20 protein-coding genes, 1 tRNA gene and 1 pseudogene are annotated in these 25,436 nt (G+C 69.8%); 11 read left to right on the top strand and 11 right to left on the bottom strand.

The window, feature by feature from the left end; all coding sequences use genetic code 11:
- Positions 1 to 7 precede the first annotated feature (7 nt).
- Positions 8 to 1,087: a histidinol-phosphate transaminase gene (gene hisC / locus ABIE67_RS23535; RefSeq protein ID WP_370260537.1), complete on the top strand. Its 1,080-nt coding sequence runs from the start codon at positions 8 to 10 to the stop codon at positions 1,085 to 1,087.
- 16 nt (positions 1,088 to 1,103) lie between these two features.
- Here hisC and ABIE67_RS23530 read toward each other — a convergent pair whose 3' ends face one another.
- Positions 1,104 to 1,496, bottom strand: a complete 393-nt coding sequence (locus ABIE67_RS23530; protein WP_370260535.1) for a cyclophilin-like fold protein — start codon at positions 1,494 to 1,496, stop codon at positions 1,104 to 1,106.
- Between the two features lie 144 nt (positions 1,497 to 1,640).
- Between ABIE67_RS23530 and ABIE67_RS23525 the strand changes: the two genes are divergently transcribed.
- From ABIE67_RS23525 to ABIE67_RS23510, 4 genes are all read left to right on the top strand, one after another.
- Complete coding sequence (locus tag ABIE67_RS23525; protein ID WP_370260534.1) at positions 1,641 to 3,149, top strand: cytochrome ubiquinol oxidase subunit I; 1,509 nt, start codon at positions 1,641 to 1,643, stop codon at positions 3,147 to 3,149.
- A gap of 20 nt (positions 3,150 to 3,169) precedes the next feature.
- On the top strand, positions 3,170 to 4,189 hold the full coding sequence (gene cydB, locus ABIE67_RS23520; RefSeq protein ID WP_370260533.1) for a cytochrome d ubiquinol oxidase subunit II: 1,020 nt from the start codon (positions 3,170 to 3,172) through the stop codon (positions 4,187 to 4,189).
- A 63-nt stretch (positions 4,190 to 4,252) separates the two neighbouring features.
- A complete protein-coding gene (gene cydD / locus ABIE67_RS23515; RefSeq protein ID WP_370260531.1) occupies positions 4,253 to 7,765 on the top strand; it encodes a thiol reductant ABC exporter subunit CydD in 3,513 nt (1,170 codons plus the stop codon).
- A 157-nt stretch (positions 7,766 to 7,922) separates the two neighbouring features.
- Positions 7,923 to 9,005, top strand: coding sequence for a M23 family metallopeptidase (locus ABIE67_RS23510; RefSeq protein ID WP_370260530.1), 1,083 nt, complete (start codon positions 7,923 to 7,925; stop codon positions 9,003 to 9,005).
- Here ABIE67_RS23510 and ABIE67_RS23505 read toward each other — a convergent pair.
- From ABIE67_RS23505 to ABIE67_RS23480, 6 genes are all read right to left on the bottom strand, one after another.
- Positions 9,002 to 9,892: a Cof-type HAD-IIB family hydrolase gene (locus tag ABIE67_RS23505; protein ID WP_370260529.1), complete on the bottom strand. Its 891-nt coding sequence runs from the start codon at positions 9,890 to 9,892 to the stop codon at positions 9,002 to 9,004. The genes ABIE67_RS23510 and ABIE67_RS23505 overlap by 4 nt on opposite strands.
- Before the next feature lie 112 nt (positions 9,893 to 10,004).
- Positions 10,005 to 10,907 carry an LLM class flavin-dependent oxidoreductase gene (locus ABIE67_RS23500; protein ID WP_370260528.1) on the bottom strand — a complete coding sequence of 301 codons (903 nt, stop codon included), beginning with the start codon at positions 10,905 to 10,907 and terminating at the stop codon, positions 10,005 to 10,007.
- A gap of 170 nt (positions 10,908 to 11,077) precedes the next feature.
- Positions 11,078 to 11,626 (bottom strand): RNA 2'-phosphotransferase, encoded by a 549-nt coding sequence (locus tag ABIE67_RS23495; protein ID WP_370260526.1) that lies wholly within the window; start codon positions 11,624 to 11,626, stop codon positions 11,078 to 11,080.
- Positions 11,627 to 11,748: 122 nt separating this feature from the next.
- Positions 11,749 to 12,696, bottom strand: coding sequence for a MerR family transcriptional regulator (locus ABIE67_RS23490; protein ID WP_370268842.1), 948 nt, complete (start codon positions 12,694 to 12,696; stop codon positions 11,749 to 11,751).
- Between the two features lie 44 nt (positions 12,697 to 12,740).
- Positions 12,741 to 14,498 carry an SDR family oxidoreductase gene (locus ABIE67_RS23485; RefSeq protein WP_370268840.1) on the bottom strand — a complete coding sequence of 586 codons (1,758 nt, stop codon included), beginning with the start codon at positions 14,496 to 14,498 and terminating at the stop codon, positions 12,741 to 12,743.
- 8 nt (positions 14,499 to 14,506) lie between these two features.
- Entirely contained in the window at positions 14,507 to 15,358 is an 852-nt protein-coding gene (locus ABIE67_RS23480; RefSeq protein WP_370260525.1) for a M24 family metallopeptidase, read from the bottom strand.
- A 255-nt stretch (positions 15,359 to 15,613) separates the two neighbouring features.
- Here ABIE67_RS23480 and ABIE67_RS23475 point away from each other — a divergent pair, with 255 nt between their 5' ends.
- The 6 genes from ABIE67_RS23475 (at position 15,614) to ABIE67_RS23450 (ending at position 19,886) form a co-directional block, all read left to right on the top strand.
- Positions 15,614 to 16,603: an ABC transporter ATP-binding protein gene (locus ABIE67_RS23475; protein ID WP_370268838.1), complete on the top strand. Its 990-nt coding sequence runs from the start codon at positions 15,614 to 15,616 to the stop codon at positions 16,601 to 16,603.
- Positions 16,593 to 17,510, top strand: a complete 918-nt coding sequence (locus ABIE67_RS23470) for an ABC transporter permease (protein WP_370260523.1) — start codon at positions 16,593 to 16,595, stop codon at positions 17,508 to 17,510. The genes ABIE67_RS23475 and ABIE67_RS23470 overlap by 11 nt, the downstream gene beginning before the upstream one ends.
- The gene (locus ABIE67_RS23465; protein ID WP_370260522.1) at positions 17,507 to 18,418 is read left to right on the top strand and encodes an ABC transporter ATP-binding protein; all 912 of its coding nucleotides are present in this window, start codon (positions 17,507 to 17,509) and stop codon (positions 18,416 to 18,418) included. Before ABIE67_RS23470 ends, ABIE67_RS23465 begins: the two co-directional genes overlap by 4 nt.
- Positions 18,419 to 18,428: 10 nt before the next feature.
- Positions 18,429 to 19,148, top strand: a complete 720-nt coding sequence (locus tag ABIE67_RS23460; RefSeq protein ID WP_370260521.1) for an ABC transporter permease subunit — start codon at positions 18,429 to 18,431, stop codon at positions 19,146 to 19,148.
- A gap of 124 nt (positions 19,149 to 19,272) precedes the next feature.
- Positions 19,273 to 19,515, top strand: coding sequence for a hypothetical protein (locus ABIE67_RS23455; protein ID WP_370260520.1), 243 nt, complete (start codon positions 19,273 to 19,275; stop codon positions 19,513 to 19,515).
- Between the two features lie 283 nt (positions 19,516 to 19,798).
- Positions 19,799 to 19,886 (top strand) — tRNA-Ser (locus tag ABIE67_RS23450).
- A 373-nt stretch (positions 19,887 to 20,259) separates the two neighbouring features.
- Here ABIE67_RS23450 and ABIE67_RS23445 read toward each other — a convergent pair.
- From ABIE67_RS23445 to efeB, 4 genes and pseudogenes are all read right to left on the bottom strand, one after another.
- The gene (locus tag ABIE67_RS23445) at positions 20,260 to 21,078 is read right to left on the bottom strand and encodes an HAD family hydrolase (RefSeq protein WP_370260519.1); all 819 of its coding nucleotides are present in this window, start codon (positions 21,076 to 21,078) and stop codon (positions 20,260 to 20,262) included.
- A complete protein-coding gene (gene serS, locus ABIE67_RS23440; protein ID WP_370260518.1) occupies positions 21,075 to 22,352 on the bottom strand; it encodes a serine--tRNA ligase in 1,278 nt (425 codons plus the stop codon). Before serS ends, ABIE67_RS23445 begins: the two co-directional genes overlap by 4 nt.
- Positions 22,353 to 22,929: 577 nt before the next feature.
- Positions 22,930 to 23,862 (bottom strand): prephenate dehydratase, encoded by a 933-nt coding sequence (gene pheA / locus ABIE67_RS23435; protein WP_370260517.1) that lies wholly within the window; start codon positions 23,860 to 23,862, stop codon positions 22,930 to 22,932.
- Positions 23,863 to 24,049: 187 nt separating this feature from the next.
- A pseudogene (efeB, locus tag ABIE67_RS23430) lies at positions 24,050 to 25,436 on the bottom strand (iron uptake transporter deferrochelatase/peroxidase subunit).

The raw sequence follows: 25,436 nt of genomic DNA, 5'->3' as shown, positions 1-25,436 counted from the left end.
GACTGCGGTGAGCGAGACGAGCCCCAAGCTGCGCGCCGAGCTGGAGGGTATCCCCACCTACAAGCCGGGCAAGCCTGCCGCGGCCGGTGGTCCGGTGGCCTACAAGCTGTCCTCCAACGAGAACCCCTATCCGCCGCTGCCCGGCGTGATGGAGACCGTGACGGCCGCTGCCTCGTCCTTCAACCGCTACCCGGACATGATGTGCACGGGGCTGATGAACGAGCTGTCCGAGCGCTTCGGCGTGCCGGCCTCCCACCTGGCCACCGGCACCGGCTCGGTCGGCGTCGCCCAGCAGCTGATCCAGGCCACCGCCGGACCCGGCGACGAGGTCATCTATGCCTGGCGGTCCTTCGAGGCGTACCCGATCATCACGCAGATCAGCGGCGCGACGTCCGTCAAGGTGCCGCTGACCCCGGGCGATGTGCATGACCTGGACGCGATGGCCGCCGCCATCACCGACCGCACCAGGCTGATTTTCGTCTGCAACCCCAACAACCCGACGGGCACGGTCGTGAAGCGGGCCGAGCTGGAGCGGTTCCTCGACCGGGTGCCCGGCGACGTCCTGGTGGTGCTCGACGAGGCGTACCGCGAGTTCATCCGCGACCCCGAGGTGCCGGACGGTGTGGAGATCTACCGTGAGCGGCCCAACGTCTGTGTTCTGCGGACGTTCTCCAAGGCGTACGGTCTCGCCGGCCTGCGTGTCGGCTTCGCGATCGCCCAGGAGCCGGTCGCGGCGGCGCTGCGCAAGACGGCCGTGCCCTTCGGGGTGAGCCAGATCGCGCAGGAAGCGGCCATCGCCTCGCTGCGGGCCGAGGACGAACTGATCGGCCGGGTCGGCTCGTTGGTGTGTGAGCGCAACCGCGTGGTCGACGGGCTGCGCGCTCAGGGCTGGACGGTGCCCGAGACCCAGGCCAACTTCGTGTGGCTGCGGCTGGGGGAGCGTACGGTCGACTTCGCTCAGGCCTGTGAGCAGGCGGGCGTGGTGATCCGACCGTTCCCGGGCGAGGGTGTGCGGGTGACGGTCGGTGAGGCCGAGGCGAACGACATCTTCCTGAAGGTGGCGGAAGGGTTCCGCAAGGAGCTGTAGGGCTCCGTAAGCAGGGTCAGGCGTCTACGAGTTCCACGCGCACGGGGTCGCCGTCGCGGACGGTGGCCAGCAGGCGAGGGTCGCCGTCGATGTGGCCGAGGACGTTGCACGGGCTCGCGAGGCGGCACTCGTCGCCTTGCGATATCGGCGTGGGTCCGTAGGGGAGGGCGAGCGCGTCGCCGTCCGTCCAGAAGGCGACCGTGCCCGGCTCGACGACCTGCCGGGCGTTGGTTTCACGTGGAACGGCGATGCCCGTGTCGAAGTAGACCTCCTCGCCCCAGGTGCGGGCGGTGGAGACAAGGGGGAGGGCCTTGGCGAGGGCCTGTGTGGTCGGGGTGTCGTCGAGGGTCGCGGTGAGGTGCCCCGCGGGCCAGGAGATCCGTATGTGGGTCGGCTTCGGTGTCTGCATGGTGCCGATTCAACAATATGTTGAAGTTCGCGCCAAGGGGTGAAGCCCTGTGAGGGACCCCCCTTTGAGGGTCAGAGGAGTAGTGCTGCATAATTGCTTGTGAATGTGAACGCTTTCACAAGCGGTTTAGTAAGGAGCGGCGACGTGGACCTGGCTTTGGCGCCGGAGACTCTGGCGCGCTGGCAGTTCGGTATCACCACCGTCTACCACTTTCTGTTCGTCCCCCTGACGATCTCCCTGGCCGCCCTCACGGCCGGCCTGCAGACCGCCTGGGTGCGCACCGAGAAGGAGAAGTACCTCAGGGCGACGAAGTTCTGGGGCAAGCTCTTCCTGATCAACATCGCGATGGGTGTGGTCACCGGCATCGTGCAGGAGTTCCAGTTCGGCATGAACTGGTCCGACTACTCCCGCTTCGTCGGCGATGTCTTCGGTGCTCCGCTCGCCTTCGAGGCGCTGATCGCCTTCTTCTTCGAGTCCACCTTCATCGGCCTGTGGATCTTCGGCTGGGACAAGCTGCCGAAGAAGATCCACCTGGCCTGTATGTGGATGGTCTCCATAGGCACGATCCTGTCGGCGTACTTCATCCTCGCGGCCAACTCCTGGATGCAGCACCCGGTCGGCTACCGGATCAACGAGGCGAAGGGGCGGGCCGAGCTCACCGACTTCTGGCTCGTACTGACCCAGAACACCGCGCTCGCGCAGGCCTTCCACACCCTTTCGGCGGCGTTCCTCACCGGTGGGGCGTTCATGGTCGGCATCTCCGCCTTCCACCTGATGCGCAAGAAGCACATCGGCGACATGAAGACCTCGCTCAGGCTCGGCCTGGTCACCGTCGTCATCGGCGGCATGCTGACCGCGATCAGCGGCGATGTCCTCGGCAAGATCATGTACGAGCAGCAGCCGATGAAGATGGCCGCTGCCGAGGCGCTGTGGGACGGCGAGGCTCCCGCGCCCTTCTCCGTCTTCGCCTACGGCGATGTCGACAAGGGCCACAACAAGGTCGCCATCGAGATTCCCGGTCTGCTGTCCTTCCTGGCCAAGGACGACTTCAGCTCGTACGTCCCCGGCATCAACGACGTCAACAAGGCCGAGCAGGAGAAGTACGGTCCCGGTGACTACCGGCCCAACATCCCCGTCGCCTACTGGGGCTTCCGCTGGATGATCGGCTTCGGTATGACGTCGTTCGCCATCGGTCTGTTCGGACTCTGGCTGACCCGCAAGAAGTTCATGCTGCCGCAGCACCTGAGGGTCGGTGACGACGAGGTGCCGCATCTCGTGCTGCTGCCCAAGAAGGCCCTCGGCCCGAAGCTGACCAAGTGGTACTGGCGCATCGCCGTCCTGACCATGGGCTTCCCGCTGATCGCCAACTCCTGGGGCTGGATCTTCACCGAGATGGGCCGTCAGCCGTGGGTCGTCTACGGCGTCCTGCGGACCCGTGATGCGGTCTCCCCCGGCGTCTCCCAGGGCGAAATCCTCACCTCGATGATCGTCTTCACCACGCTCTACGCCATCCTCGCCGTCGTCGAGGTCAAGCTGCTCGTGAAGTACGTCAAGGCAGGCCCGCCCGAGCTCACCGAGGCCGACCTGAACCCGCCCACGAAGATCGGCGGCGACTCCCGTGACGCCGACAAGCCGATGGCCTTCTCGTACTAGGCCGAGGGAGCTGCACAGTCATGGAACTTCACGACGTCTGGTTCGTCCTGATCGCCGTCCTGTGGATCGGCTACTTCTTCCTGGAGGGCTTCGACTTCGGGGTCGGTGTCCTCACCAAGCTGCTCGCCCGCAACCGGCCCGAGCGGCGGGTGCTGATCAACACCATCGGCCCCGTCTGGGACGGCAACGAGGTGTGGCTGCTGTCGGCCGCCGGTGCCACCTTCGCCGCCTTCCCCGAGTGGTACGCCACGCTCTTCTCCGGGTTCTATCTGCCCCTGCTGCTCATCCTGGTCTGCCTGATCGTCCGGGGTGTCGCCTTCGAGTACCGGGCGAAGCGGCCCGAGGAGAACTGGCAGCGCAACTGGGAGCAGGCCATCTTCTGGTGCTCTCTGATTCCGGCGTTCCTGTGGGGTGTCGCCTTCGGCAACATCGTGCGGGGCGTGAAGATCGACCAGAACTTCGAGTACGTCGGCAACCTGTGGGACCTGCTCAACCCCTACGCCCTCATCGGCGGTCTGGTGACGCTGTCGCTGTTCACCTTCCACGGGGCGGTGTTCACCGCGCTCAAGACGGTCGGGGAGATCCGGGAGCGGGCGCGGAAGCTGGCCCTGTGGGTCGGCCTAGTCGCCGCAGTGATGGGGCTGATCTTCATGCTCTGGACGCAGATCGAGAACGGAGACGGCAAGAGCCTGGTCGCGTTTGTCGTGGCCGTAGCCGCGCTGGTGGCCGCGCTGGTGGCGAACCAGGCCGGCCGTGAGGGATGGTCGTTCGCCTTCTCCGGTGTCACCATCGTGGCCGCCGTGGCGATGCTCTTCCTGACGCTCTTCCCGAACGTCATGCCGTCCTCGCTCAATGACGAGTGGAGCCTCACGGTCACCAACGCCTCATCGAGCCCCTACACCCTGAAGATCATGACCTGGTGCGCGGTGATCGCCACGCCGATCGTCATGCTTTACCAGGGATGGACCTACTGGGTGTTCCGCAAGCGGATCGGTACGCAGCACATCGCTGCGGATGCCGCTGCGGGGGCCACGCACTGAGTCCGCTGCGGCGGGGTGGTTCACGCTGTTTCACGTGAAACACCCCGCCCTGGACCGAAGGGCATGTTTCACGTGAAACCGATCGATCCGCGTCTTCTCCGATACGCCCGCGCCACGCGCCTCTTCCTGCTCGCCGTCGTAGGCCTGGGTGCCGTCGGCGCGGTGCTGGTCATCGCGCAGGCGATGCTCATCGCCGAGGCGGTGGTGGGGGCGTTCCAGCACGGTATGTCCGCCGCCGAACTGCGCACTCCCCTGCTGTTGTTGGTCGCGGTCGCCGTCGGCCGCGCGGTGATCTCATGGCTCACCGAGCTCGCTGCCCACCGCGCGAGCGCTGCGGTGAAGTCGGAGCTGCGCGGGCGGCTGTTGGAGCGGGCGGCCGAGCTGGGGCCCGGCTGGCTGAGCGGCCAGCGGACCGGATCGCTGGTCGCCCTCGCCACGCGAGGGGTCGACGCCCTCGACGACTACTTCTCGCGCTACCTCCCGCAGTTGGGGCTCGCGGTGGTCGTGCCGGTGGCGGTGCTGGCGCGGATCGTGACCGAGGACTGGGTCTCGGCCGCGATCATCGTCGGCACCCTTCCGCTCATCCCGATCTTCATGATGCTGATCGGCTGGGCCACGCAGTCCCAAATGGACCGTCAGTGGCAGCTGCTGTCCCGGCTGTCCGGGCACTTCCTGGATGTCGTCGCCGGACTGCCCACCCTGAAGGTGTTCGGGCGTGCCAAGGCGCAGGCCGAGTCGATCCGGCGTATCACCGGCGAGTACCGCAGGGCCACCATGCGGACCCTGCGCATCGCCTTCATCTCCTCCTTCGCGCTGGAACTGCTCTCGACGCTCTCGGTGGCCCTGGTCGCGGTGACGATCGGCATGCGGCTCGTGCACGGCGAGATGCACCTGTACGACGGCTTGGTCATCCTGGTGCTGGCGCCCGAGGCCTATCTGCCGCTGCGTCAGGTGGGCGCGCAGTATCACGCGGCGGCCGAGGGGCTGTCCGCTGCCGAGGAGATCTTCGAGGTGCTGGAGACTCCGGTGCCGGCGTCGGGGACCGCTACGGTGCCGACGGGGGCGGTGTCGTTCGAGTTCGAGGGAGCCTCGGTTCGCTACCCCGGACGGTCCGCCGACGCCTTGACGGGCGTGTCCTTCGCAGTCGAACCCGGGGAGACGGTCGCGCTGGTCGGGCCGAGCGGTGCGGGTAAGTCAACTCTGTTGAACGTGCTGTTGGGGTTCGTGCGGCCCGCCGAGGGGCGGGTGCTCGTCGCGGGAGCCGATCTCGCCGAACTGGACCTGGAGGAGTGGCGCTCGCGGATCGCCTGGGTCCCGCAGCGGCCGCATCTGTACGCCGGGACGATCGCCGAGAACGTACGGCTGGCGCGCCCCGACGCGGACGACGCTGCCGTACGGCGGGCGTTGGGGGACGCCGGGGCGCTGGAGTTCGTGGACGCGCTGCCCCAGGGCGTCGAGACCGTGCTGGGTGAGGACGGAGCCGGACTCTCCGCGGGCCAGAGGCAGCGGCTAGCGCTGGCTCGGGCGTTTCTCGCGGACCGGCCGGTACTGCTGCTCGATGAGCCGACGGCCGCGCTCGACGGGGCCACCGAGGCCGAGGTCGTGGAGGCCGTGCGGAGGCTGGCGGTGGGGCGGACGGTGCTGCTCGTGGTGCATCGGCCGGCGTTGCTGGGTGTGGCGGACCGGGTGGTGCGGTTGGCGGAAGCCGTGGCGCCTGTGCAGGCAGAGGGCTTGCCCAAGGCGTCCGTGGTCCGTCCGGTCGAGCAGGACGCGCACGGTGGCTCTGCCGCGGACGGAGTCGAGACCGTGGCGCTCCCGACGGACGCGCGGGGTGTCCTCGCCCGTGTCCGTGCCATGTCCGGTCCCCGGCGCGGCCGCCTCGGCCTCGCACTGCTGCTCGGGAGCCTCGCGCTCGGCAGTGCCGTCGGGCTCATGGCCACCTCCGGGTGGCTCATCTCGCGGGCCTCGCAGCAGCCGCCCGTGCTCTACCTGATGGTGGCCGTGACGGCGACGCGGGCCTTCGGTATCGGGCGGGCCGTGTTCCGGTACGCCGAGCGCCTGGTGTCGCACGACGCGGTGCTGCGGATGCTGGCCGACACCCGGGTCGCCGTGTACCGGCGGCTGGAGCGCCTGGCGCCGACCGGGCTGCGCCGCACGCGGCGGGGCGATCTGCTGGCGAGGCTCGTCACGGACGTGGACGCGCTGCAGGACTACTGGCTGCGGTGGCTGTTGCCCGCCGCTGCCGCGACCGTCGTGTCTGCCGGGGCCGTCGGTTTCACCGCCTGGCTGCTGCCCGAGGCGGGTGCCGTCCTCGCGGGCGGACTGCTCGTGGCCGGGGCCGGCGTCCCGCTCGTCACGGGCGCCGTCGCCCGACGTGCCGAGCGCAAACTGGCCCCCGCCCGCGGAGCGCTCGCGACGCGCGTGACGGATCTGCTCACCGGCACCGCGGAGCTGACCGTTGCCGGCGCCCTGCCCAGCCGTACCGCCGACGCACGGCGGGCCGACGGAGCGCTCACCCGGATCGCCTCCCGGGCCGCCACCGCGACCGCGCTCGGCGACGGGCTCACCGCGCTGATCTCCGGGCTCACCGTCGCCGCCACCGCCCTCGTGGGCGCCCAGGCGGTCGCCGACGGGCGGCTCGGCGGCGTCACGATGGCCGTTGTCGTCCTCACTCCGATGGCCGCCTTCGAGGCCGTCCTGGGCCTGCCGCTCGCCGTGCAGTACCGGCAGCGGGTGCGCAAGAGCGCCGAGCGCGTCTACGAGGTGCTGGACGCGCCCGAGCCCGTGCGGGAACCGGAACGGGCCCGCCAGGCACCCGCGTCGCCCTTCCCGGTCGCCCTCAGAGGGCTGACCGCCCGCCACGCGGGACAGGACCGGGACGCGCTCGCCGGCCTCGACCTGACCCTGGAGGAGGGCCGCCGGGTCGCCGTCGTCGGACCGTCCGGGTCAGGCAAGACGACGCTGGCGCAGACGCTGCTGCGTTTCCTGGACCCCGAGGCGGGTTCGTACACGCTGGGCGGCGTGGACGCCTGCGCGCTGGACGGCGACGACGTACGGCGCCTCGTCGGACTGTGCGCACAGGACGCGCACATCTTCGACAGCTCCGTGCGCGAGAACCTGCTCCTCGCCCAGAAGGACGCCACCGAGGACGAACTGCGCGAGGCGCTGAGGCGTGCCCGGCTGCTCGACTGGGCCTGCAGCCTGCCCGACGGGCTGGACACGCTCGTGGGCGAGCACGGGGCACGGCTGTCGGGCGGGCAGCGGCAGCGGCTCGCGCTGGCCCGCGCACTGCTCGCCGACTTCCCCGTCCTCGTCCTCGACGAGCCCGCCGAGCACCTCGATCTGCCGACCGCCGATGCCCTCACCGCCGATCTGCTGGCCGCCACCGAGGGCCGTACGACTCTGCTGATCACCCACCGCCTGGCCGGGCTGGAGGCCGTGGACGAGGTGGTCGTGCTGGAGGAGGGGCGTGTGGTGCAGCGGGGGACCTTCGCGGAGCTGGCCGGGGTGGAGGGGCCGTTGCGGAGGATGGTGGAGCGGGAGGAAGAGGCGGATCTGTTGGTCGGGGCGCCGTAGCGGCCGACCGGTCCGCAGGCGCGGGGGAATGCTGTCCCGGGACGACGCCGGCCGGTGCTCGTGTCAACGGCCGTACTGACCCATCCGCAGCAACACCTCCCCCAGGCGCAGGACCTGAGCAGGACTCTGACCCGATCCGCGGGCCAGGATCGCCAGCATGCGCTCATATCGCCGTCGCCTCCTGGTCGTTCCGGTGCTTCTGTGCGCGATCGCCTTATTGGCGGCCCGGCCCGCCGACGCCGTCGGCGACGGCAAGGGCTCCCCGAGCCGCAACGGCACCGGAACCGCCGGTGACTCGGGTCTCGGCGCGCAGGTGGCGCAGCTGTACGAGGACGTGACTCTGGCGACGGAGCGGTACGCGGCGGGGCGGCAGAAGGCCGAGGTACAGCGGGCGAAGGCCCTGCGGATCGAGGCGCTGCTCGAACGTGAACGGCGGGAGATCGACGTCCTGCACGAGGACCTCGGCCGGATCGCGCGCGCCCAGTACCGCAGCGGCGGCGGGATGCCGCTCACCGCGCAGATCCTCCTCGCGTCGGGTCCCGAACAGCTGATGCGCGGTCAGCATGTGTTCTCGCAGACGAATCTGGCCGTCACCAACGCCATCGAGAAGAGCCGCCGCGCCGAGGCCCGGCTCGCCGGGGACGAGGCCAAAGCCGCGGCGGCCTGGCAGTCGCTGGAGGGGCACACCACCGAACTCGCCCGGTTGAAGAAGGGCATTGAGGACAAGCTCGAAGAGGCGCGGTGGCAGTTGCAGGGTAAGGCCGACGCCTCCGTGGCGGCCGGCTCCTGCCCCGGTGCCGTTCGGCTCGACCAGAAGGAGACGGGCCGCACGCGCGGATGGGTCACGCCGGTGGAGTCGTACGAGCTGTCCGCCGCGTTCGGCAGCGGCGGGCTGCGGTGGGCGCACCGGCACACCGGGCAGGACTTCGCGGTGCCGATCGGCACGCCCGTGCGGGCGGTCAGGGTCGGTCGGGTGGCCAAGGTGGCGTGTGGAGGCGCCTTCGGCATGGAGGTCGTCGTCGGGCACGCGGACGGCTACTACACGCAGTACGCGCACCTCGCGTCCGTCGCCGTCGACCAGGGCGAGCGGGTCGACACCGGGCAGTGGATCGGCCAGTCGGGCACGACCGGCAACTCCACCGGCCCGCACCTGCACTTCGAGGTGCGCATCACTCCGCAGATGGGCTCGGCGGTGGATCCGGTGCCATGGCTGACGAAACGGGGGGTGACCGTCGGCTAGGCCTGCCGCTCGGCCAGCATCCGTTCGATCACGACCGCCACGCCGTCCTCGTTGTTGGCGACCGTCCGTCCCGACGCGGCGGCGACCACATCCGGGTGCGCGTTGCCCATCGCGTACGACTGGCCCGCCCACGTCAGCATTTCCACGTCGTTGGGCATGTCCCCGAAGGCCACGACCTCCTCGTGCGAGATCCCGCGCTCGGCGCAGCACAGGGCGAGCGTGCTGGCCTTGGAGACGCCGGGGCCGCTGATCTCCAGCAGGGCGCTGGGGCTGGAGCGGGTGACGTTGGCGCGGTCGCCGATGGCGAGGCGGGCGAGGGTGAGGAAAGCGTCGGGATCGAGGGTGCGGTGGTAGGCGAGGATCTTGAGCACCGGCTCGCCGGCCCCGGGGGCGTCCGGCGCCAAGAGGGCCTCGGCCGGCGCGAGCTCGTCCGGTATCTCCATGTGCAGCTTGGGATAGTCCGGCTCCTGGTAGAAGCCGTACGTCTGCTCCACCGCGTACACCGTGCCGGGCGCCGCGTCGCGCAGCAGCCGTACGGCGTCCAGCGCGTTCTCCCGGGCCAGCTCCCGCACCTTCACGAACCGGTGGGCGCCGGGACCGCCGTGCAGGTCGACCACGGCCGCGCCGTTGCCGCAGATCGCCAGGCCGTGACCGTGGACGTGGTCGCTGACGACGTTCATCCAGCGGGCCGGGCGGCCGGTGACGAAGAACACCTCGATGCCCGCCTCCTCGGCGGAGGCCAGCGCGGCGATCGTGCGGGGGGAGACCGACTTGTCGTCCCGCAGCAAGGTGCCGTCCAGGTCGGTGGCGATGAGCCGCGGGCGGACAGCGGCCGCCGGGGTCTGGGGCTGTCGAGTCGCTGAGGTCACCGGGTCATTCTCCCGCATATGCCTGCACGGTCGTGCGGGAGTCCGCACATCTGAGGCGGCACCTGAGGAGAAACCGCCCCTGTGAACACCGCCCTCAGCGCCCTGACCAGCACGGTCGCGCCCAAGGCTCTCACCGCAGCTGCGTCGTCGCCTCCATGGCGATCTGCTCGAAGACCTTCTCGTCGGCCGCGAAGTCCGAGTCGGGGATCGGCCAGTGGACCACGATCTCGGTGAATCCCAGCTCCTGATGGCGTCCCGCGAAGTCCACGAACGCGTCGAGGGACTCCAGCGGACGGCCGCGGTCCGGGGTGAATCCCGTGAGCAGGATCTTGTCGAGCCCGGCGATGTCCCGCCCGATCTCGGCGCAGGCGTCGGCCAGCTTGTCCACCTGGCCGCGAATGGCTTGAATCGACTGTTCAGGAGTGCCGTTCTCGTACAGCTTGGGGTCGCCCGTGGTGACCCAGGCCTGCCCGTACCGCGCCGCGAGCCGCAGTCCGCGCGGACCGGTCGCGGCGACCGCGAAGGGCAGCCGGGGGCGCTGCACACAACCCGGGATGTTGCGCGCCTCGTGCGCCGAGTAGAAGTCGCCCTCGTACGACACCGAGTCCGAGGTCAGGAGCCGGTCCAGGAGCTGGACGAACTCGGCGAACCGGTCGGCGCGCTCGCGCGGCGTCCATGGGTCCTGGCCGAGCACGGTGGCGTCGAACCCGGAGCCGCCCGCACCCACGCCGAGCGTGAGACGGCCGCCGGAGATGTCGTCGAGGGAGATCAGTTCCTTGGCGTAGGGCACCGGATGCCGGAAGTTCGGCGATGTCACCAGGGTGCCGAGCCGCAGTCGGTCGGTGACGGCCGCGGCGGCGGTCAGCGTCGGCACGGCACCGAACCAGGGGCCGTCACGGAAGCTGCGCCAGGAGAGGTGGTCGTAGGTGTACGCGGCGTGGAAGCCGAGCTGCTCCGCACGCTGCCATGCCTCGCGGCCCCCCTCGGACCAGCGGCGGTACGGGAGGATCACGGTGCTCAGGCGCAGACTCATGTTTTCGAGCCTATGCGGCCGAACGGGTTTCACGTGAAACGGTCACCGCATGCGGCTGCTCGGCCACGGAATGAGGTTGATCGTCGGCATCGCTCTCGGGTCCGGGTGTCGCCGATCCCGCGGTGCTGCGGCGCGCGCAGGCAGGAGATCAGTGCGAGTCGGGGAAGCGCTCAGTGTGACTCGGGGAAGCGCAGGTACTCCGGCGGCACGGCCTTCGTCAGCCACACCCCGTTCGCACTGACGTGGAAGACATGGCCGTCGCGGTGCATGGCACCGGCGTCCACGGAGAGCACCACCGGCCGGCCCCGCCGGGCGCCGACGCGCGTCGCGGTCTCGCGGTCTGCGGAGAGGTGCACGTCGTGCCTGTTCATGGGCCTGAGGCCCGCGCTGCGAATCGCGTCCAGGTTGCGGGCCACGGTGCCGTGGTAGAGGTACGCCGGCGGTGTCGCCGGGGGCAGTCCGAGATCGACGTCGATGCTGTGGCCCTGACTGGCGCGGATCCGGCTGCCCTCGATCGCGAAGCGCCGCTTGTCATTGGCGGCCACCACATGGTCCAGCTCTTCCCGGGTGAACCGGAATCCGTGCGCGGTCGCGGCGGCGATCAGTGCGTCGATCTCGACCCAGCCGCCCTCGTCGAGAGTGAGCCCGATGCGCTCGGGTTGATGGCGCAGGTGTTTCGAGAGGTACTTCGACACCTTCACGGTGCGTCTTTCGTCCATGCCACCAGCCTGCCGGGAGAGGCACGAATCACGCGAACGATTTCGGCTCGGATGTTTGATCCACAACCAAGTGCAGTTATCCACAGGGGAATTGGCGATTCTGTGGACAACGAGCCGTCGACTCAAGGGGTTTCGTCAAGATCAGCTGATGAGCTGTGATTTGAGGCAAGCCGGTCCAAGGTCCGTGCGCGCACTTCACGTTCAGCCGCCAAGGTAACGAACGCCGTTGCCTGCTCTGGGCCAACCAGACTCTCCACGGCCAGCATTGCCTCCTCGGGGATGGGCACCGCTCTCGTCCGGTTCCGATGTTCCGGCGTCTTGCCCGCGCCCAGCTGCTGCCGTAGGTGGCGCACCGCCAACAGCCGCATCGCACGGGCGAGTTCCGCGTCCACGGTGTGCTGTGCGAGCGGGCGCAGACGACGTACGAGAGAGGCGGCCTCGGCTGCCTCCGCGTCCGTCGGGTGATGTGGTCCGTCGAGGTATCGGGCGAAGACGTGTTCGGTGGTGAACTCCAGGAAACGGGCTGCGATGTGCTCGACCTGCCCCCTCAACTCCCGTAGGTGCGCGGAGATCGCAGACAGCGGCACCCCCGCGGCGTGCAACTCGACGGCCACGGCGAGCTCTTGGGGACTCGGAACGACGAAGGAGTCCTCGTCATCGGGAACCGGCTCCAGCACGCCGAGCTCCACCGCCTCCGCCACCGCCGCGTCGTCCGGGGTGCCGCCGAAGCGCTCGTCCAACTCGGCGCGGGAGATCCGTACGGCCTCCTCGTCGGTCCACGGCCCGTCCACTTCGGCGACCAGCCCGAGCACCCCGCCCAGGCCACGACCGGCGTCCCAGGCCTCCAGAAGCTCCTTGATGGAGGCGAGGGTGTAGCCGCGGTCGAGGAGGCCGGCGATCTGGCGCAGCCGGACGAGATGGGCGTCCGCGTAGACGTTGGCGCGGCCACGGCGCTCGGGGCGGGGGAGCAGGCCTCGGTCCTGGTAGGCGCGGATGGTGCGGACCGTGGCCCCGCTGAGGTGCGCCAGGTCCTCGATCCGGTAGGCGGGTGCAGCCGGCTCCTCGGCCATGTCGCCTACCGCACCGCGCTGTTCGGCCGGGCGGCCGACGTCACTCATAGCGGCGGCTCCAGCCGCGCGATCCTGCGCAGCGCCTTCGGCGCGAACCGTGACATGAGATACGCCCCACGCGCCTCCGGCGTCACGGGAACAACGGCCTCACCGCGCACGACCGCCCGCAGAATCGCGTCGGCGACCTTCTCCGGCGGGTAGTTGCGCAACCCGTACAGCCGCGCGGACTTCTTCTGGCGCCGCTTCTCCTCCTCGGCGTCGACCCCGGCGAAGTGCGCGGTCGAGGTGATGTTGGTGTTGACGAGTCCGGGGCAGATCGCGGTGACGCCGATGCCCTGGCCGGCCAGCTCCGCGCGCAGGCACTCGCTCAGCATCAGTACGGCCGCCTTGGAGGTGCTGTAGGCGGGCAGGGCCCTGGAAGGCTGGAACGCCGCCGCCGAGGCGGTGTTGACGATGTGGCCGCCCTGCCCGCGCTCGGCCATCTGCTTGCCGAACAGCCGGCAGCCGTGGATGACGCCCCACAGATTGACGTCGAGGACCTTCTTCCAGTCCTCCGGTGTGGTGTCGAAGAAGGATCCGGACAGGCCGATCCCGGCGTTGTTCACCAGGACATCCACCACGCCGTACTCGGTGGCCACCCTCGCGGCGAGCTTCTCCATGGCCTGCTCGTCGGAGACGTCGACGGTCTCCGCCCAGGCCTCGGGAGCGCCGATCAGGCGGGACATCTCGGCGGTGCGGCCCGCGGCCTCGGTGTCCCGGTCGACGGCCACCACGCGTGCGCCGGCCTCGGCGAACGCGTACGCCGTCGCCCGCCCGATGCCGCTGCCGGCGCCGGTGACCAGGACGAGCTGGCCGCCGAAGCGGTCGGCGTACTTACCGGTCGCCGTCACCCCTTCCGGTCGTCCGCCCTCCACGGCGGTCACGAACTCCGTGATCCACGCCGCCAGTTGGTGGGGACGGGAACGCGGTATCCAGTGCTTCGCCGGAAGCGTGCGCCGGGTCAACTGGGGGACCCACAGCTCCAGTTCGTCGTAGAGCCGCTCCGACAGGAAGGCGTCCCCGAGGGGCGTGATGAGCTGCACGGGCGCGTGGGCGTACGCGTCCGTGCGTGGTCGGCGCAGCCGGGCGCGCACGTTGTCCCGGTACAGCCACGCCCCGTGCGCCGCGTCCGTGGGCAGGGACGAGGTCGGGTAGCCGCCGGCGGGGACCTTCTCGACGCGCTCCAGGATGCGCGGCCAGGACTTGCCGAGGGGGCCGCGCCAGGCCAGTTCGGGCAGCGCGGGCGTGTGCAGCAGGTACACGTACCAGGACTTGGCGCCCTGGCCGAGGAGCTGACCGATCCGGCGCGGGGTGGGGCGCTTCAGGCGCCCGCTGATCCAGTGGCCGAAGTGGTCCAGGGACGGCCCGGACATCGAGGTGAAGGACGCGATCCGGCCCTCGGTGCGCTTGACGGTGGTGAACTCCCAGGCCTGTGCCGAGCCCCAGTCGTGCCCCACCAGGTGCACGGGCCGGTCCGGGCTGACCGCGTCCGCGACGGCCAGGAAGTCGTCCGTCAGCTTCTCCAGCGTGAACCCGCCGCGCAGCGGCTTCGGTGCCGTCGACCGGCCATGACCCCGGACGTCGTACAGCACGACGTGGAAGCGGTCGGCCAGTCGCGGGGCGACCTCGGACCACACCTCCTTGCTGTCCGGATAGCCGTGCACGAGGATCACCGTCGGCTGCCCGGGGTCGCCCAGCTCGGCGACGCACAGCTCGACCCCGCCGGTCCGCACCCTGCGCTCGCGCGCGTCCTGAAGAGTCACCGGCACCGTCACTTCTCCTCCGCCCAGCGCCGCACGTGCGGCAGATCGTCGTCCAGCCAGAAGGCGCTCTGCTCGGGATCCCTGGAGTCGGTGACGACGAGGATCTCCTCGAACTTCGCGCCCGTACCTCTGAAGCCGAGGTGCGGTTCGACCGCCCACAGGCCCGGCTGCGGCGGGTGGTCGGAGAAGCGGTACGGCGACCACAGCGGGGACCAGCCGTCGCGGTGGCCGTGCAGCGCGTCGCTCGCCAGGCCCTTCAGGGACTGGGTGCCGAACCCGAAGACATGCGGTGACCAGCGGCGTCGCCTGACCCGGTCGACCTTGTGCGCGATCACGCCGAAGGGATAGGCGCGGTGCCGGTTGACGTAGCCCTGGCGCACCATGAGCCGGTCCACGTCCTCGTAGATCTCTCGCAGGGGCTGCCGCTCGCGCACCTCGCGCAGGATCAGCTCCCGGTGTGCCTCCAGGTCGGCCATCAGCTTGTCCTGCACCGGGTTGATGCCGAGCGAACCCGAGTAGCCGATGTCGGCCGTGTAGCCGTCGTACACAGGGGCCATGTCCAGGATGAACGGCATCCCGGGCTCGAGGCGGCGGTTGGTCGGGAAGAACTGCAGGGGGATGCGGAAGTTCACGAACGCCGTGCGGTCCCCGAACCAGGCGAAGGGCAGATGGAACCAGTCCCGCACACCGCCCTCCCGCAGCCACTCGCGCTGCATCCGTGCCGCCTCGCGTTCGGTGATGCCCGGCTCCAGCTGCGCCGCGACGGCCTCGGCGCATGCGTACGCCAGCTGCTGGACCTGCCTGAACCCGCGCAATTCCGCTGAGTCCACGGAGAGTTCGCCTGTCATCGCCGTAGTCATGCCACCGCCCCACCTTGTCCACACTGACTGCGGTACGTGCCCGTAACTTGACACTGGCGAATGTGACAGTTGTTAGAGGCTGCGTCAATAGGCGTGCCCCGGGCTGTGGAAAACCTGGTCCATGGGGAAAACCAGGGTCGCGTTGTTCGACTCAGGGGTGACCCTTAGGGCCCCGTAGTCCTGGAGTCTGACTCCAATACAGCTCTGCGGGGTGACGACCGGCGTGGTCGGCGTCACTACCTTCGAAGCGTGACTGTGATCGCGACCGAAAGCCTGAGCAAGCGGTTCCCCCGGGTGACCGCGCTTGACCGGCTCTCCGTGGACGTCGGGCCCGGTGTGACCGGACTCGTCGGAGCCAATGGAGCCGGCAAGTCCACACTGATCAAGATCCTGCTGGGTCTGTCCCCCGCCACCGAGGGCCGAGCCGAAGTGCTCGGACTCGACGTCGCCACCAAGGGCGCCGCCATCCGCGAGCGGGTCGGGTACATGCCGGAGCACGACTGTCTGCCGCCCGACGTCTCGGCCACCGAGTTCGTCGTGCACATGGCCCGGATGTCCGGCCTGCCGCCCACCGCCGCACGCGAGCGCACCGCGGACACGCTGCGCCACGTCGGTCTGTACGAGGAGCGCTACCGCCCCATCGGCGGCTACTCGACCGGCATGAAACAGCGCGTGAAGCTGGCCCAGGCCCTGGTGCACGACCCGCAGCTGGTCTTCCTGGACGAGCCGACCAACGGCCTCGACCCAGTCGGCCGCGACGAGATGCTCGGCCTCATCCGCCGTATCCACACCGACTTCGGCATCTCGGTCCTGGTCACCTCCCATCTGCTGGGCGAGCTGGAGCGCACCTGCGACCACGTCGTCGTCGTCGACGGCGGCAAGCTCCTGCGCTCCAGCTCCACCACCGACTTCACCCAGACCACGACGACCCTCGCCATCGAGGTCACCGACACCGAAGACCACCCGGACGGCACCCGCGCGGTGCGCGACGCGCTCCACGCGCGCGGGGTGGACGTCCTCGACGGCAGCGGCGGCCTCCCCGGCGCCGGTCACATCCTGCTGCTGACCGCGCAGGGTGACGAGACCTACGACCTGGTGCGCGACGTGGTCGCCGACCTCGGCCTCGGCCTGGTGCGCATGGAACAGCGCCGGCACCACATCTCGGAGGTCTTCACCGACAGCGAGCAGGGCGGCGAGCAGAGCACCGAAGCACAGCGGAAGGAGGCGGTCGGCCATGGCGGTTGAGCAGCCCACGCGGACACCGGTCACCCAGTCGGGTGACCAGACCCGCATCCACAACATCGGCTACCGCACCTACGACGGCCCCCGCCTCGGCCGCTCCTACGCCACCCGGTCCCTCTACTCGCAGTCCCTGCGCGGCGCCTACGGCCTCGGCCGCTCGGTGAAGTCCAAGGTGCTGCCGATGCTGCTGTTCGTGGTGATGTGCGTGCCCGCGGCCATCATGGTCGCCGTCGCGGTCGCCACCAAGGCGAACGACCTGCCCCTGGACTACACGCGCTACGCGATCGTCATGCAGGCCGTGATCAGCCTGTACATCGCCTCGCAGGCACCCCAGTCCGTCTCCCGCGACCTGCGCTTCAAGACCGTACCGCTGTACTTCTCCCGGCCCATCGAGACCGCCGACTACGTACGCGCGAAGTACGCGGCGCTGGCCTCGGCGCTGTTCATCCTCACCGCCGCCCCGCTGCTGGTGCTCTACGTGGGCGCGCTGCTGGCCAAGCTCGACTTCGCCGACCAGACCAAGGGATTCGCACAGGGACTCGTCTCCGTGGCACTGCTCTCACTGCTGTTCGCCGGCATCGGCCTGGTCATCGCGTCGGTCACCCCGCGCCGTGGCTTCGGCATCGCGGCCGTGATCGCCGTACTGACCATCTCCTACGGCGCCGTCTCCACCCTCCAGGCCATCGCCGAGGTGCAGAACAGCTCGGGCGCCATCGCCTGGATCGGCCTCTTCTCGCCGGTCACGCTGGTCGACGGCGTGCAGTCCGCCTTCCTGGGAGCCACGTCCGCCTTCCCCGGCGGTGTCGGCCCGACCAACGGGGAAGGCGCGGTCTACGCGCTCGTCACCCTCGGCCTGATCGCCGCCAGCTACGGCCTCCTGATGCGCCGCTACAAGAAGGTGGGACTGTGACCACGCTCCAGATCGACCACGTCTCCCGCTGGTTCGGCAACGTGGTCGCCGTCAACGACATCACCATGACGATCGGCCCCGGCGTCACCGGCCTCCTCGGCCCCAACGGCGCCGGAAAGTCCACCCTCATCAACATGATGGGCGGCTTCCTGGCCCCCTCCACCGGCACGGTCACCCTCGACGGCCAGCAGGTGTGGCGCAACGAGTCGATCTACAAGCACATCGGCATCGTCCCCGAGCGCGAGGCGATGTACGACTTCCTCACCGGCCGCGAATTCGTCGTCGCCAACGCCGAGTTGCACGGCCTGGGCGCCAAGGCCGCCCAGAAGGCCCTGGCCACGGTCGAGATGGAGTACGCGCAGGACCGCAAGATCCAGACGTACTCCAAGGGCATGCGCCAGCGCGTGAAGATGGCGAGCGCCCTCGTGCACAACCCCTCGCTGCTCCTGCTCGACGAGCCCTTCAACGGCATGGACCCGCGCCAGCGCATGCAGCTCATGGACCTGCTGCGACGCATGGGTGACGAGGGCCGCACGGTGCTGTTCTCCTCCCACATCCTCGAAGAGGTCGAGCAACTCGCCTGGCACATCGAGGTGGTCGTCGCCGGACGGCACGCGGCCAGCGGCGACTTCCGCAAGATCCGCCGCCTGATGACCGACCGCCCGCACCGCTACCTGGTGCGCTCCAGCGATGACCGCACCCTCGCGGCCGCGCTGATCGCCGACCCGTCGACGGCCGGCATCGAGGTCGACCTGGCGGAGGGCGCGCTGCACATCCAGGCCGTCGACTTCGGCCGCTTCACCACCCTGCTGCCCAGGGTGGCGCGCGACCACGGCATCCGCCTGCTCACGGTCTCGCCGTCGGACGAGTCCCTCGAGTCCGTCTTCTCGTATCTCGTCGCGGCGTAGGAGGCCGAAGATGTACGACCCCACAGTCGCCCGGCTCACCTATCGAGCCCTGCTCGGCCGCCGCCGGGCCCTCATCCTCGGCGCGTTGCCGCTGCTGCTCATCGGAATCTCCGTCGTGGTGCGCGGCCTCGCCGGAGCCGACGACCAGACCGCGTCGGACCTGCTCGGCGGACTGGCGCTCGCCACCATGGTGCCGATCATCGGCGTCATCGCCGGCACGGGCGCGATCGGGCCCGAGATCGACGACGGCTCGGTGGTGTACCTGCTGTCCAAGCCGGTGAAACGGCCGACGATCATCTTCACCAAGCTGATCGTGGCGATCGCCGTGACGATGGTGTTCTCGGCGCTGCCCACCTTCATCGCGGGCCTCATCCTCAACGGCAACGGCCAGCAGATCGCCGTCGCCTACACGGTCGCCGCACTCGTCGCCTCCATCGCCTACGCCGCGATCTTCCTGCTGCTCGGGACGGTGTCCCGGCACGCGGTGGTCTTCGGGCTCGTCTACGCGCTCGTCTGGGAGGCCCTGTTCGGCTCCCTCGTGTCCGGCGCGCGCACCTTGAGCGTCCAGCAGTGGGCGCTGGCGGTGGCGCAGAAGGTCGCCGGCGGGGAGATGGTGACGTCGGACGTCGCCCTGCCCACGGCGACGGTGCTGCTGGCGGTGGTCACCGTCCTCGCGACCTGGTACGCGGGCCAGAAGCTGCGGTCGCTGACGCTCGCGGGTGAGGAGTAGGCGCGCGAGAGAACCAAGAGTCAAAGAGCCGGGCCCCTGACCGGGGCCCGCTCTTGACGGGGGCTTCACCTCTGCCCGGGCACACTGGGCAAAGGGGATGCACTGTACGAACTGGAGGACGGCGATGGCAGGCGGCATGGTGCAGCACGAGGATCGCGAACAGTCCGGGGACGACACCTGGAACAACCTGGTCCTGGACGACGACTTCATACGCGAGGCCGAGACAGCCGAGCCGTCCGCCCGCGCCCGCATGCTGGCCGCGCGCTGGCGCCGTGAGGAGCCAGAGCCGCAGCCGTGGCGCTCCGACGAACCGCCGGCCGGATGGTTCTTCAGCAAGGGGCGCCGACGCAAGTGGCGCCGCCGGTAAGGGACGTACGCCGCTTTTCCGGGGCCTTTTAATCAGTGGCGTCCAACTTGCCGTACAGGCACAGTGGTTGTGTCCACACCGCCGGACGACGAGTTCGGCGCCACGTTCTGGGAGAGGAGTTCGACGATGTCCATGCACGGCAGTACGTCGAGCTCCCGACAGGGCAGCCGGCGGCGGGCTCCGGAGTCATCGCTACCCCTCCGTTGAGTCCGTACCGCACGGGGAGCTGCCCGGGGCGGCCGCTTCGAGCACGCGATGTCGCTCTCGCGTGGGCCGCCCACCCGGAGGATTGGCCGAGTGGTAAGGCACCGGTTTGCTAAACCGTGGTCGGGTCTGAAAGGCCCGCGCACGTTCGAATCGTGCATCCTCCGCGAGACGTTGCCACTGGGGCTGGGCCGGGTGCAGGGCTTGGGGCGCCTTGAGCGGGCGCCCGGCGCTGCAGGCCGTGCCCACCCGCTCCGCCCTGCGGAACGACTGCCCACGGTGCGTGGGGGCCGATACGGCAGCCCACGGCGGTTCAGAGCGCATACGACAGCGCCGGCGGGTGCTTAGCAGGCACGCCTGTCCCGGCGGGTGCGGAGTAGACACGACTGGCCCGGCATGTCGAGCGGGTACGACAGCCCGGGCGGGTGCAAGGCAGACACGCCTGGCCCGGCGGGTGCGGAGTAGATACGACAGCCCCCCCGGCGGATGTAGAGGGAATACGACTGCCCCGGTGGGCGGAGAGCAGATACGACCGCTCTGCTAGCCGAGCAACCGCTCCAACACCACCGCGATCCCGTCCTCCTCGTTCGAGGACGTCACCTCGTCCGCGACGGCCCTGAGTTCCTCGTGGGCGTTGGCCATGGCCACGCCGTGTGCGGCCCAGGCGAACATCGGGATGTCGTTCGGCATGTCGCCGAAGGCGATCGTGTCCGCGGCCTTGAGGCCCAGGCGGCGAGCCGCCAGGGAGAGGCCCGTGGCCTTGGACAGGCCCAGGGGCAGCAGCTCCACTATGCCCGCGCCCGCCATCACCACCGTGACGAAGCCGCCCGCGGCCCGGCGGGCCGCCTCGGCCAGTTCGTCGTCCGACAGCTCCGGATGCTGTATGTAGATCTTGTTCAGCGGGGCGGACCACAGATCGGACGCGTCCGCGAACGGGGTCGCCGGGAGCCTGCCCGTGACCGCGTAGCCGGGGCCGACCAGCACATCGCCGTCCAGGCCGTCGCGGCTCGCCGCCAGGAACAGCGGCCCGACCTCCGCCTCGATCTTGGCCAGGGCCACGCCCGCGAGCTGCCGGTCCAGGGTCACCGACGTCAGCAGGCGGTGCGCGCCGGCGTCGTACACCTGGGCGCCCTGGCCACAGACAGCGAGGCCCTCGTAGCCGAGGTCGTCGAGGATGTGGCGGGTCCAGGGGGCCGCCCGGCCCGTGACGACGATGTGCGCCGCACCCGCCGCGGTGGCCGCAGCGAGCGCGTCACGGGTGCGCCGGGAGACCGACTCATCGGAGCGCAGGAGCGTTCCGTCGAGGTCGGTCGCGATCAGCTTGTACGGGAACCCGGCGACGGGAGAGGCGGCGCTCACTTGGCGACCGGCTCCAGGACCTCCCGGCCGCCCAGGTACGGGCGCAACACCTCGGGCACCCGGACCGAGCCGTCGGCCTGCTGGTGGTTCTCCAGGATCGCCACGATCGTGCGCGGCACGGCGCACAGCGTGCCGTTGAGCGTCGCGAGCGGCTGCACCTTCTTGCCGTCGCGCATACGGACGGACAGCCGGCGCGCCTGGAAGCCGTCGCAGTTGGAGGCCGACGTCAGCTCGCGGTACTTGCCCTGGGTCGGGATCCACGCCTCGCAGTCGTACTTGCGGGACGCCGACGCGCCCAGGTCGCCCGAGGCCACGTCGATGACCTGGAAGGGCAGCTCGAGGCCGGTGAGCCACTGCTTCTCCCACTCCAGGAGCCGCTTGTGCTCGTTCTCCGCGTCCTCGGGGGCGACGTACGAGAACATCTCGACCTTGTCGAACTGGTGCACGCGGAAGATGCCGCGCGTGTCCTTGCCGTAGGTGCCGGCCTCGCGGCGGAAGCACGGCGAGAAGCCGGCGTAGCGCAGCGGCAGCTTGTCGGCGTCGAGGATCTCGTCCATGTGGTACGCGGCGAGCGGGACCTCGGAGGTGCCGACCAGGTAGTAGTCGTCCTTCTCCAGGTGGTAGACGTTCTCCGCGGCCTGGCCGAGGAAGCCGGTGCCCTCCATGGCGCGCGGGCGGACCAGCGCCGGGGTGAGCATCGGGACGAAGCCGGCCTCGGTGGCCTGCGCGATCGCCGCGTTGACGAGAGCGAGCTCCAGGAGCGCGCCGACACCCGTCAGGTAGTAGAAGCGCGAGCCGGACACCTTGGCGCCGCGCTCGACGTCGATGGCGCCCAGCGCCTCGCCGAGCTCCAGGTGGTCCTTGGGCTCGAAGCCCTCGGCGCCGAAGTCGCGGATGGTGCCGTGCGTCTCCAGGACGACGAAGTCCTCCTCGCCGCCCACGGGGACGTCGGGGTGGACGAGGTTGCCGAGCTGCGAGGCGAGGCGCTTGGTCTCCTCGTCGGCGTCGTTCTGCGCGGCCTCGGCGGCCTTGACGTCGGCCTTGAGCTGCTCCGCCTTCTGCAGGAGCTCCGCACGCTCCTCAGGAGTGGCCTTGGGGATGAGCTTGCCGAGCGACTTCTGCTCGGAGCGCAGCTCGTCGAAGCGGACGCCGGACGACCTGCGCCGCTCGTCGGCAGACAGGAGGGCGTCGACGAGCGCGACATCCTCTCCACGGGCGCGCTGCGAGGCGCGCACTCGGTCGGGGTCCTCACGGAGCAGGCGAAGGTCAATCACGCGCTCAAGGCTACCGGGGCGGGGTGACAGCCCACGACTCCCTATTCCGAGCCGCGGCTTACGTTCCGTTATGGGGTAATTGCGAGACGTGTCAATAAAAGTGTCTCGCTCCCTGGAACGGGGCAGGCGCCAGGCGCCCGGTTGACTCGATTCCCTTGTGGAGAACGGGACTTGGGTCGCGGTTGTCCACAGGAATCCCCAGCCCCCCAAGAGTTATCCACAGGGTGTGTGGATGGACTGTGGACTTCGGAATTGATCACTCCGTAACGTGCCGAGCAAGTCGAGGATTCCCAGGACAAACCCTTCTCATCCCTACGTTCGAGTGGAAAGCGGTCGCCCCAAAGGATTGCTCAAAGGAAAAGAGTGGACGAAGGGTGACTTGCGCGGCGGTGGACTCCTAAGGGGCCTGAGGGCCGATTTGTCGACAGAATCGCGCTTGCTTGTCGACTTGTCCCCAGGTCGAGAAGAGTACCTGTGGATAACTCCTGTGGATAACGACAATCAGCTGGTAGTACTAGCCGGAAGGGTGTGCCGGATCCGGCCCCAGGCGCTCGTGGGCCCGCCTGTCACGCGCCGGTCAGAACCGTCCGTCCTGGCACCGCGCCACCCAGTCCGCCGCCGACACGAACTCCTCGTCCGACGTCCCGATGCGCGGGGGCCGCACCTCCCCGGGCTTCAGATCCGCGCGCGGATACGAGCCCAGGAACCGCACCTCCAGGCAGATCCGCTTGAGCCCCATCAACGCCTCGGCCACCCGGCGGTCGGAGATATGCCCCTCGGCGTCGATGCAGAAGCAGTAGTTGCCGATGCCCGCGCCGGTCGGCCGGGACTGCAGCAGCATCAGGTTTATGCCGCGCGTGGCGAACTCGCCCAGGAGGTCGCGCAGCCCACCGGGATGGTCGTCACGCTGCCACAGCACGACGGACGTCTTGTCCGCGCCGGTCGGCGCCGCGGGCCGGGCGGGCCGGCCCACCAGGACGAACCGCGTCTGGGCGTTCTCCGCGTCGTGGATCCCGGTCTCCAGGGCCTCCAGGCCGTACCGGGCGGCCGCGAACTCGCCCGCGAAGGCGGCGTCGTACTGGCCCTCCTGGACCAGGCGCGCGGCGTCCGCGTTCGAGGCGGCGGACTCCCAGTGGGCGTCCGGGAGGTTCTTCTTCAGCCAGTTGCGCACCTGCGGCTGGGCGGCGGGGTGCGCGGAGACCGTCTTGATGTCCGACAGCTTCGTGCCGGGCCGGACCAGCAGCGCGAAGGTGATCGACAGCAGCACCTCTCGGTAGATCATCAACGGCGCGCCCGCGACCAGCTCGTCGAGCGTGGTCGTGATCCCGCCCTCGACGGAGTTCTCGATCGGCACGAACGCGGCCTCGGCCTCGCCGACGCGCACCGCGTCGAGCGCGGACTGCACGGACACGTAGGGGATCAGCTCCCGGGTCGCCGCCTCGGGAAGCGTGCGCAGGGCGACTTCGGTGAAGGTGCCCTCGGGGCCGAGATAGGCATAGCTCGCTGGCATGACCTCACCCTAATGGGCCTTGTGGAAAGCGGCGTACAGATCTCATCCGCTCGCCGAAAGAGCCGTACCCCGGTGTCGACGCCCACCTTTCCAGCGTCGGCGCCGACCTCTCCCACGTCGGCGCCAACCCCCTCCGGCGTCGGTGTCACCCATCGCAGCGCGGGCTTCACCCCGTGCGCCGCCCCGTTCACCCCTCCAGCAACCGCTGCCCCACGTACTCCCCCTCCGCCGCCCCACCCGGCACGGCGAACAGCCCGCTCGCCTCGTGGCGGATGTACTTCGAGAGCGCGTCGCCCCGGTCGAGCTTGCGCTGGACGGTGACGAAGCCGCGCAGCGGGTCGGCCTGCCAGCAGATGAAGAGGAGCCCGGCGTCGGGCACGCCGTCCGCGTCGATGCCGTCGTGGGTACGAGAACGGGCGCCGCAGCATCGCCGCCCCGCCGTTCTGGTCGGGGCGGGTGATGCGCGCGTGCGCGTTGATCGGGACGACCAGGTTCCCTGCCTTGTCCGTCTTCTCCAGGTCCATCTCGGTCGTCTCGGTGCCCCCGGACAGCGGCGCCCCGTCGGACTTGCGGCGCCCGATGACGTCCTCCTGCTCCTTGACCGAGAGCTGCTCCCAGTCGTCGAGGAGCATGCGGATACGGCGTACGACGGCGTAGGAGCCGCCCGCCATCCACGCGGGGTCCTTCGAGCCGGACTCGGGCACGAAGATCCGCTCGTCGAAGTCGGCCTCCGTCGGCTTCGGATTGCGCGTGCCGTCCATCTGGCCCATCAGATTGCGCGCCGTCATCGGGTGCGCGGTGGCGCCCGGCGACCGGTTGAAGCCGTTCATCTGCCACCGGACCCTGGCGGCCTGCCCCGCGTCCTTCTGGATCGCGCGTAGGGCGTGGAAGGCGACCAGGGCGTCGTTCGCGCCGATCTGGACCCACAGGTCGCCGTTGCTGCGCGCCTTGTCGAGCTGGTCGGAGGAGAAGTCGGGCAGCGGGTCCAGGGCGACCGGTCGCTGCTTCTCCAGGCCGGTCCGCGCGAAGAAGCTGTGCCCGAAGCCGAAGGTGATCGTCAGCGAGGACGGCCCCGCGTCCCGGGCGACATCCGTGTCGTCCTGCTGCGCCGCCTCGCCCGCCATCAGCCGCCGAGCCGTCTCCGACCAGCGGCGCAGCAACGCCACCGCCTCCTTGCGGCCCGCGCCCGCCGCCAGGTCGAAGGCGACGACATGGCCGCGCGCCTGGAGGGCTTGGAGGATGCCGGGCTGATGTTTCCCGTGAAACATCACCTGATCGGCGCCCAGCGAGGTGAGCGGTGTCGCCTCGGCCGGCCGGGCGGCGTAGCCCACGGCCCCGCCGGCCGCACCGAGCACCAGCCCGGTCGCACCGGCGGTCCCGAGCAGCCGTCGCCGCGAGAGGCTCTCCTTGAGAGCGCCTTTGGTGGCGCCTGCGCCTTCGGAAACGCCGCCGTTAAGTGCCGTCTCGCCTTTGAGCGCCGTCTCGCCTTTGCGTGCCGACTCGGCTTTGAGCGCCGTATCGACAGCCTTGGGGCTCTTGGGAGTGCGGGCCCCCGGAATGGACTGGTCAGCCAT

It is taken from the genome of Streptomyces sp. V4I8 (assembly GCF_041261225.1).
Classification (GTDB): Bacteria; Actinomycetota; Actinomycetes; order Streptomycetales; family Streptomycetaceae; genus Streptomyces.
The sequence above is the reverse complement of the archived record's forward strand: the minus strand, read 5'-3'. Positions and strand labels throughout refer to the sequence as shown.

Excerpts from the sequence above, each read along its gene's own strand:
- ABIE67_RS23480 (WP_370260525.1), bottom strand. The coding sequence starts at position 15,358 with ATGACTACGGCGATGACAGGCGAACTCTCCGTGGACTCAGCGGAATTG.
- ABIE67_RS23460 (WP_370260521.1), top strand. The coding sequence starts at position 18,429 with ATGTACGACCCCACAGTCGCCCGGCTCACCTATCGAGCCCTGCTCGGC.
- ABIE67_RS23490 (WP_370268842.1), bottom strand. The coding sequence starts at position 12,696 with ATGGCCGAGGAGCCGGCTGCACCCGCCTACCGGATCGAGGACCTGGCG.
- cydD (WP_370260531.1), top strand. The coding sequence starts at position 4,253 with ATGTTTCACGTGAAACCGATCGATCCGCGTCTTCTCCGATACGCCCGC.
- pheA (WP_370260517.1), bottom strand. The coding sequence starts at position 23,862 with ATGCCAGCGAGCTATGCCTATCTCGGCCCCGAGGGCACCTTCACCGAA.
- ABIE67_RS23495 (WP_370260526.1), bottom strand. The coding sequence starts at position 11,626 with ATGGACGAAAGACGCACCGTGAAGGTGTCGAAGTACCTCTCGAAACAC.
- ABIE67_RS23530 (WP_370260535.1), bottom strand. The coding sequence starts at position 1,496 with ATGCAGACACCGAAGCCGACCCACATACGGATCTCCTGGCCCGCGGGG.
- ABIE67_RS23505 (WP_370260529.1), bottom strand. The coding sequence starts at position 9,892 with ATGCGGGAGAATGACCCGGTGACCTCAGCGACTCGACAGCCCCAGACC.
- ABIE67_RS23510 (WP_370260530.1), top strand. The coding sequence starts at position 7,923 with ATGCGCTCATATCGCCGTCGCCTCCTGGTCGTTCCGGTGCTTCTGTGC.
- cydB (WP_370260533.1), top strand. The coding sequence starts at position 3,170 with ATGGAACTTCACGACGTCTGGTTCGTCCTGATCGCCGTCCTGTGGATC.
- ABIE67_RS23500 (WP_370260528.1), bottom strand. The coding sequence starts at position 10,907 with ATGAGTCTGCGCCTGAGCACCGTGATCCTCCCGTACCGCCGCTGGTCC.
- ABIE67_RS23455 (WP_370260520.1), top strand. The coding sequence starts at position 19,273 with ATGGCAGGCGGCATGGTGCAGCACGAGGATCGCGAACAGTCCGGGGAC.
- ABIE67_RS23470 (WP_370260523.1), top strand. The coding sequence starts at position 16,593 with ATGGCGGTTGAGCAGCCCACGCGGACACCGGTCACCCAGTCGGGTGAC.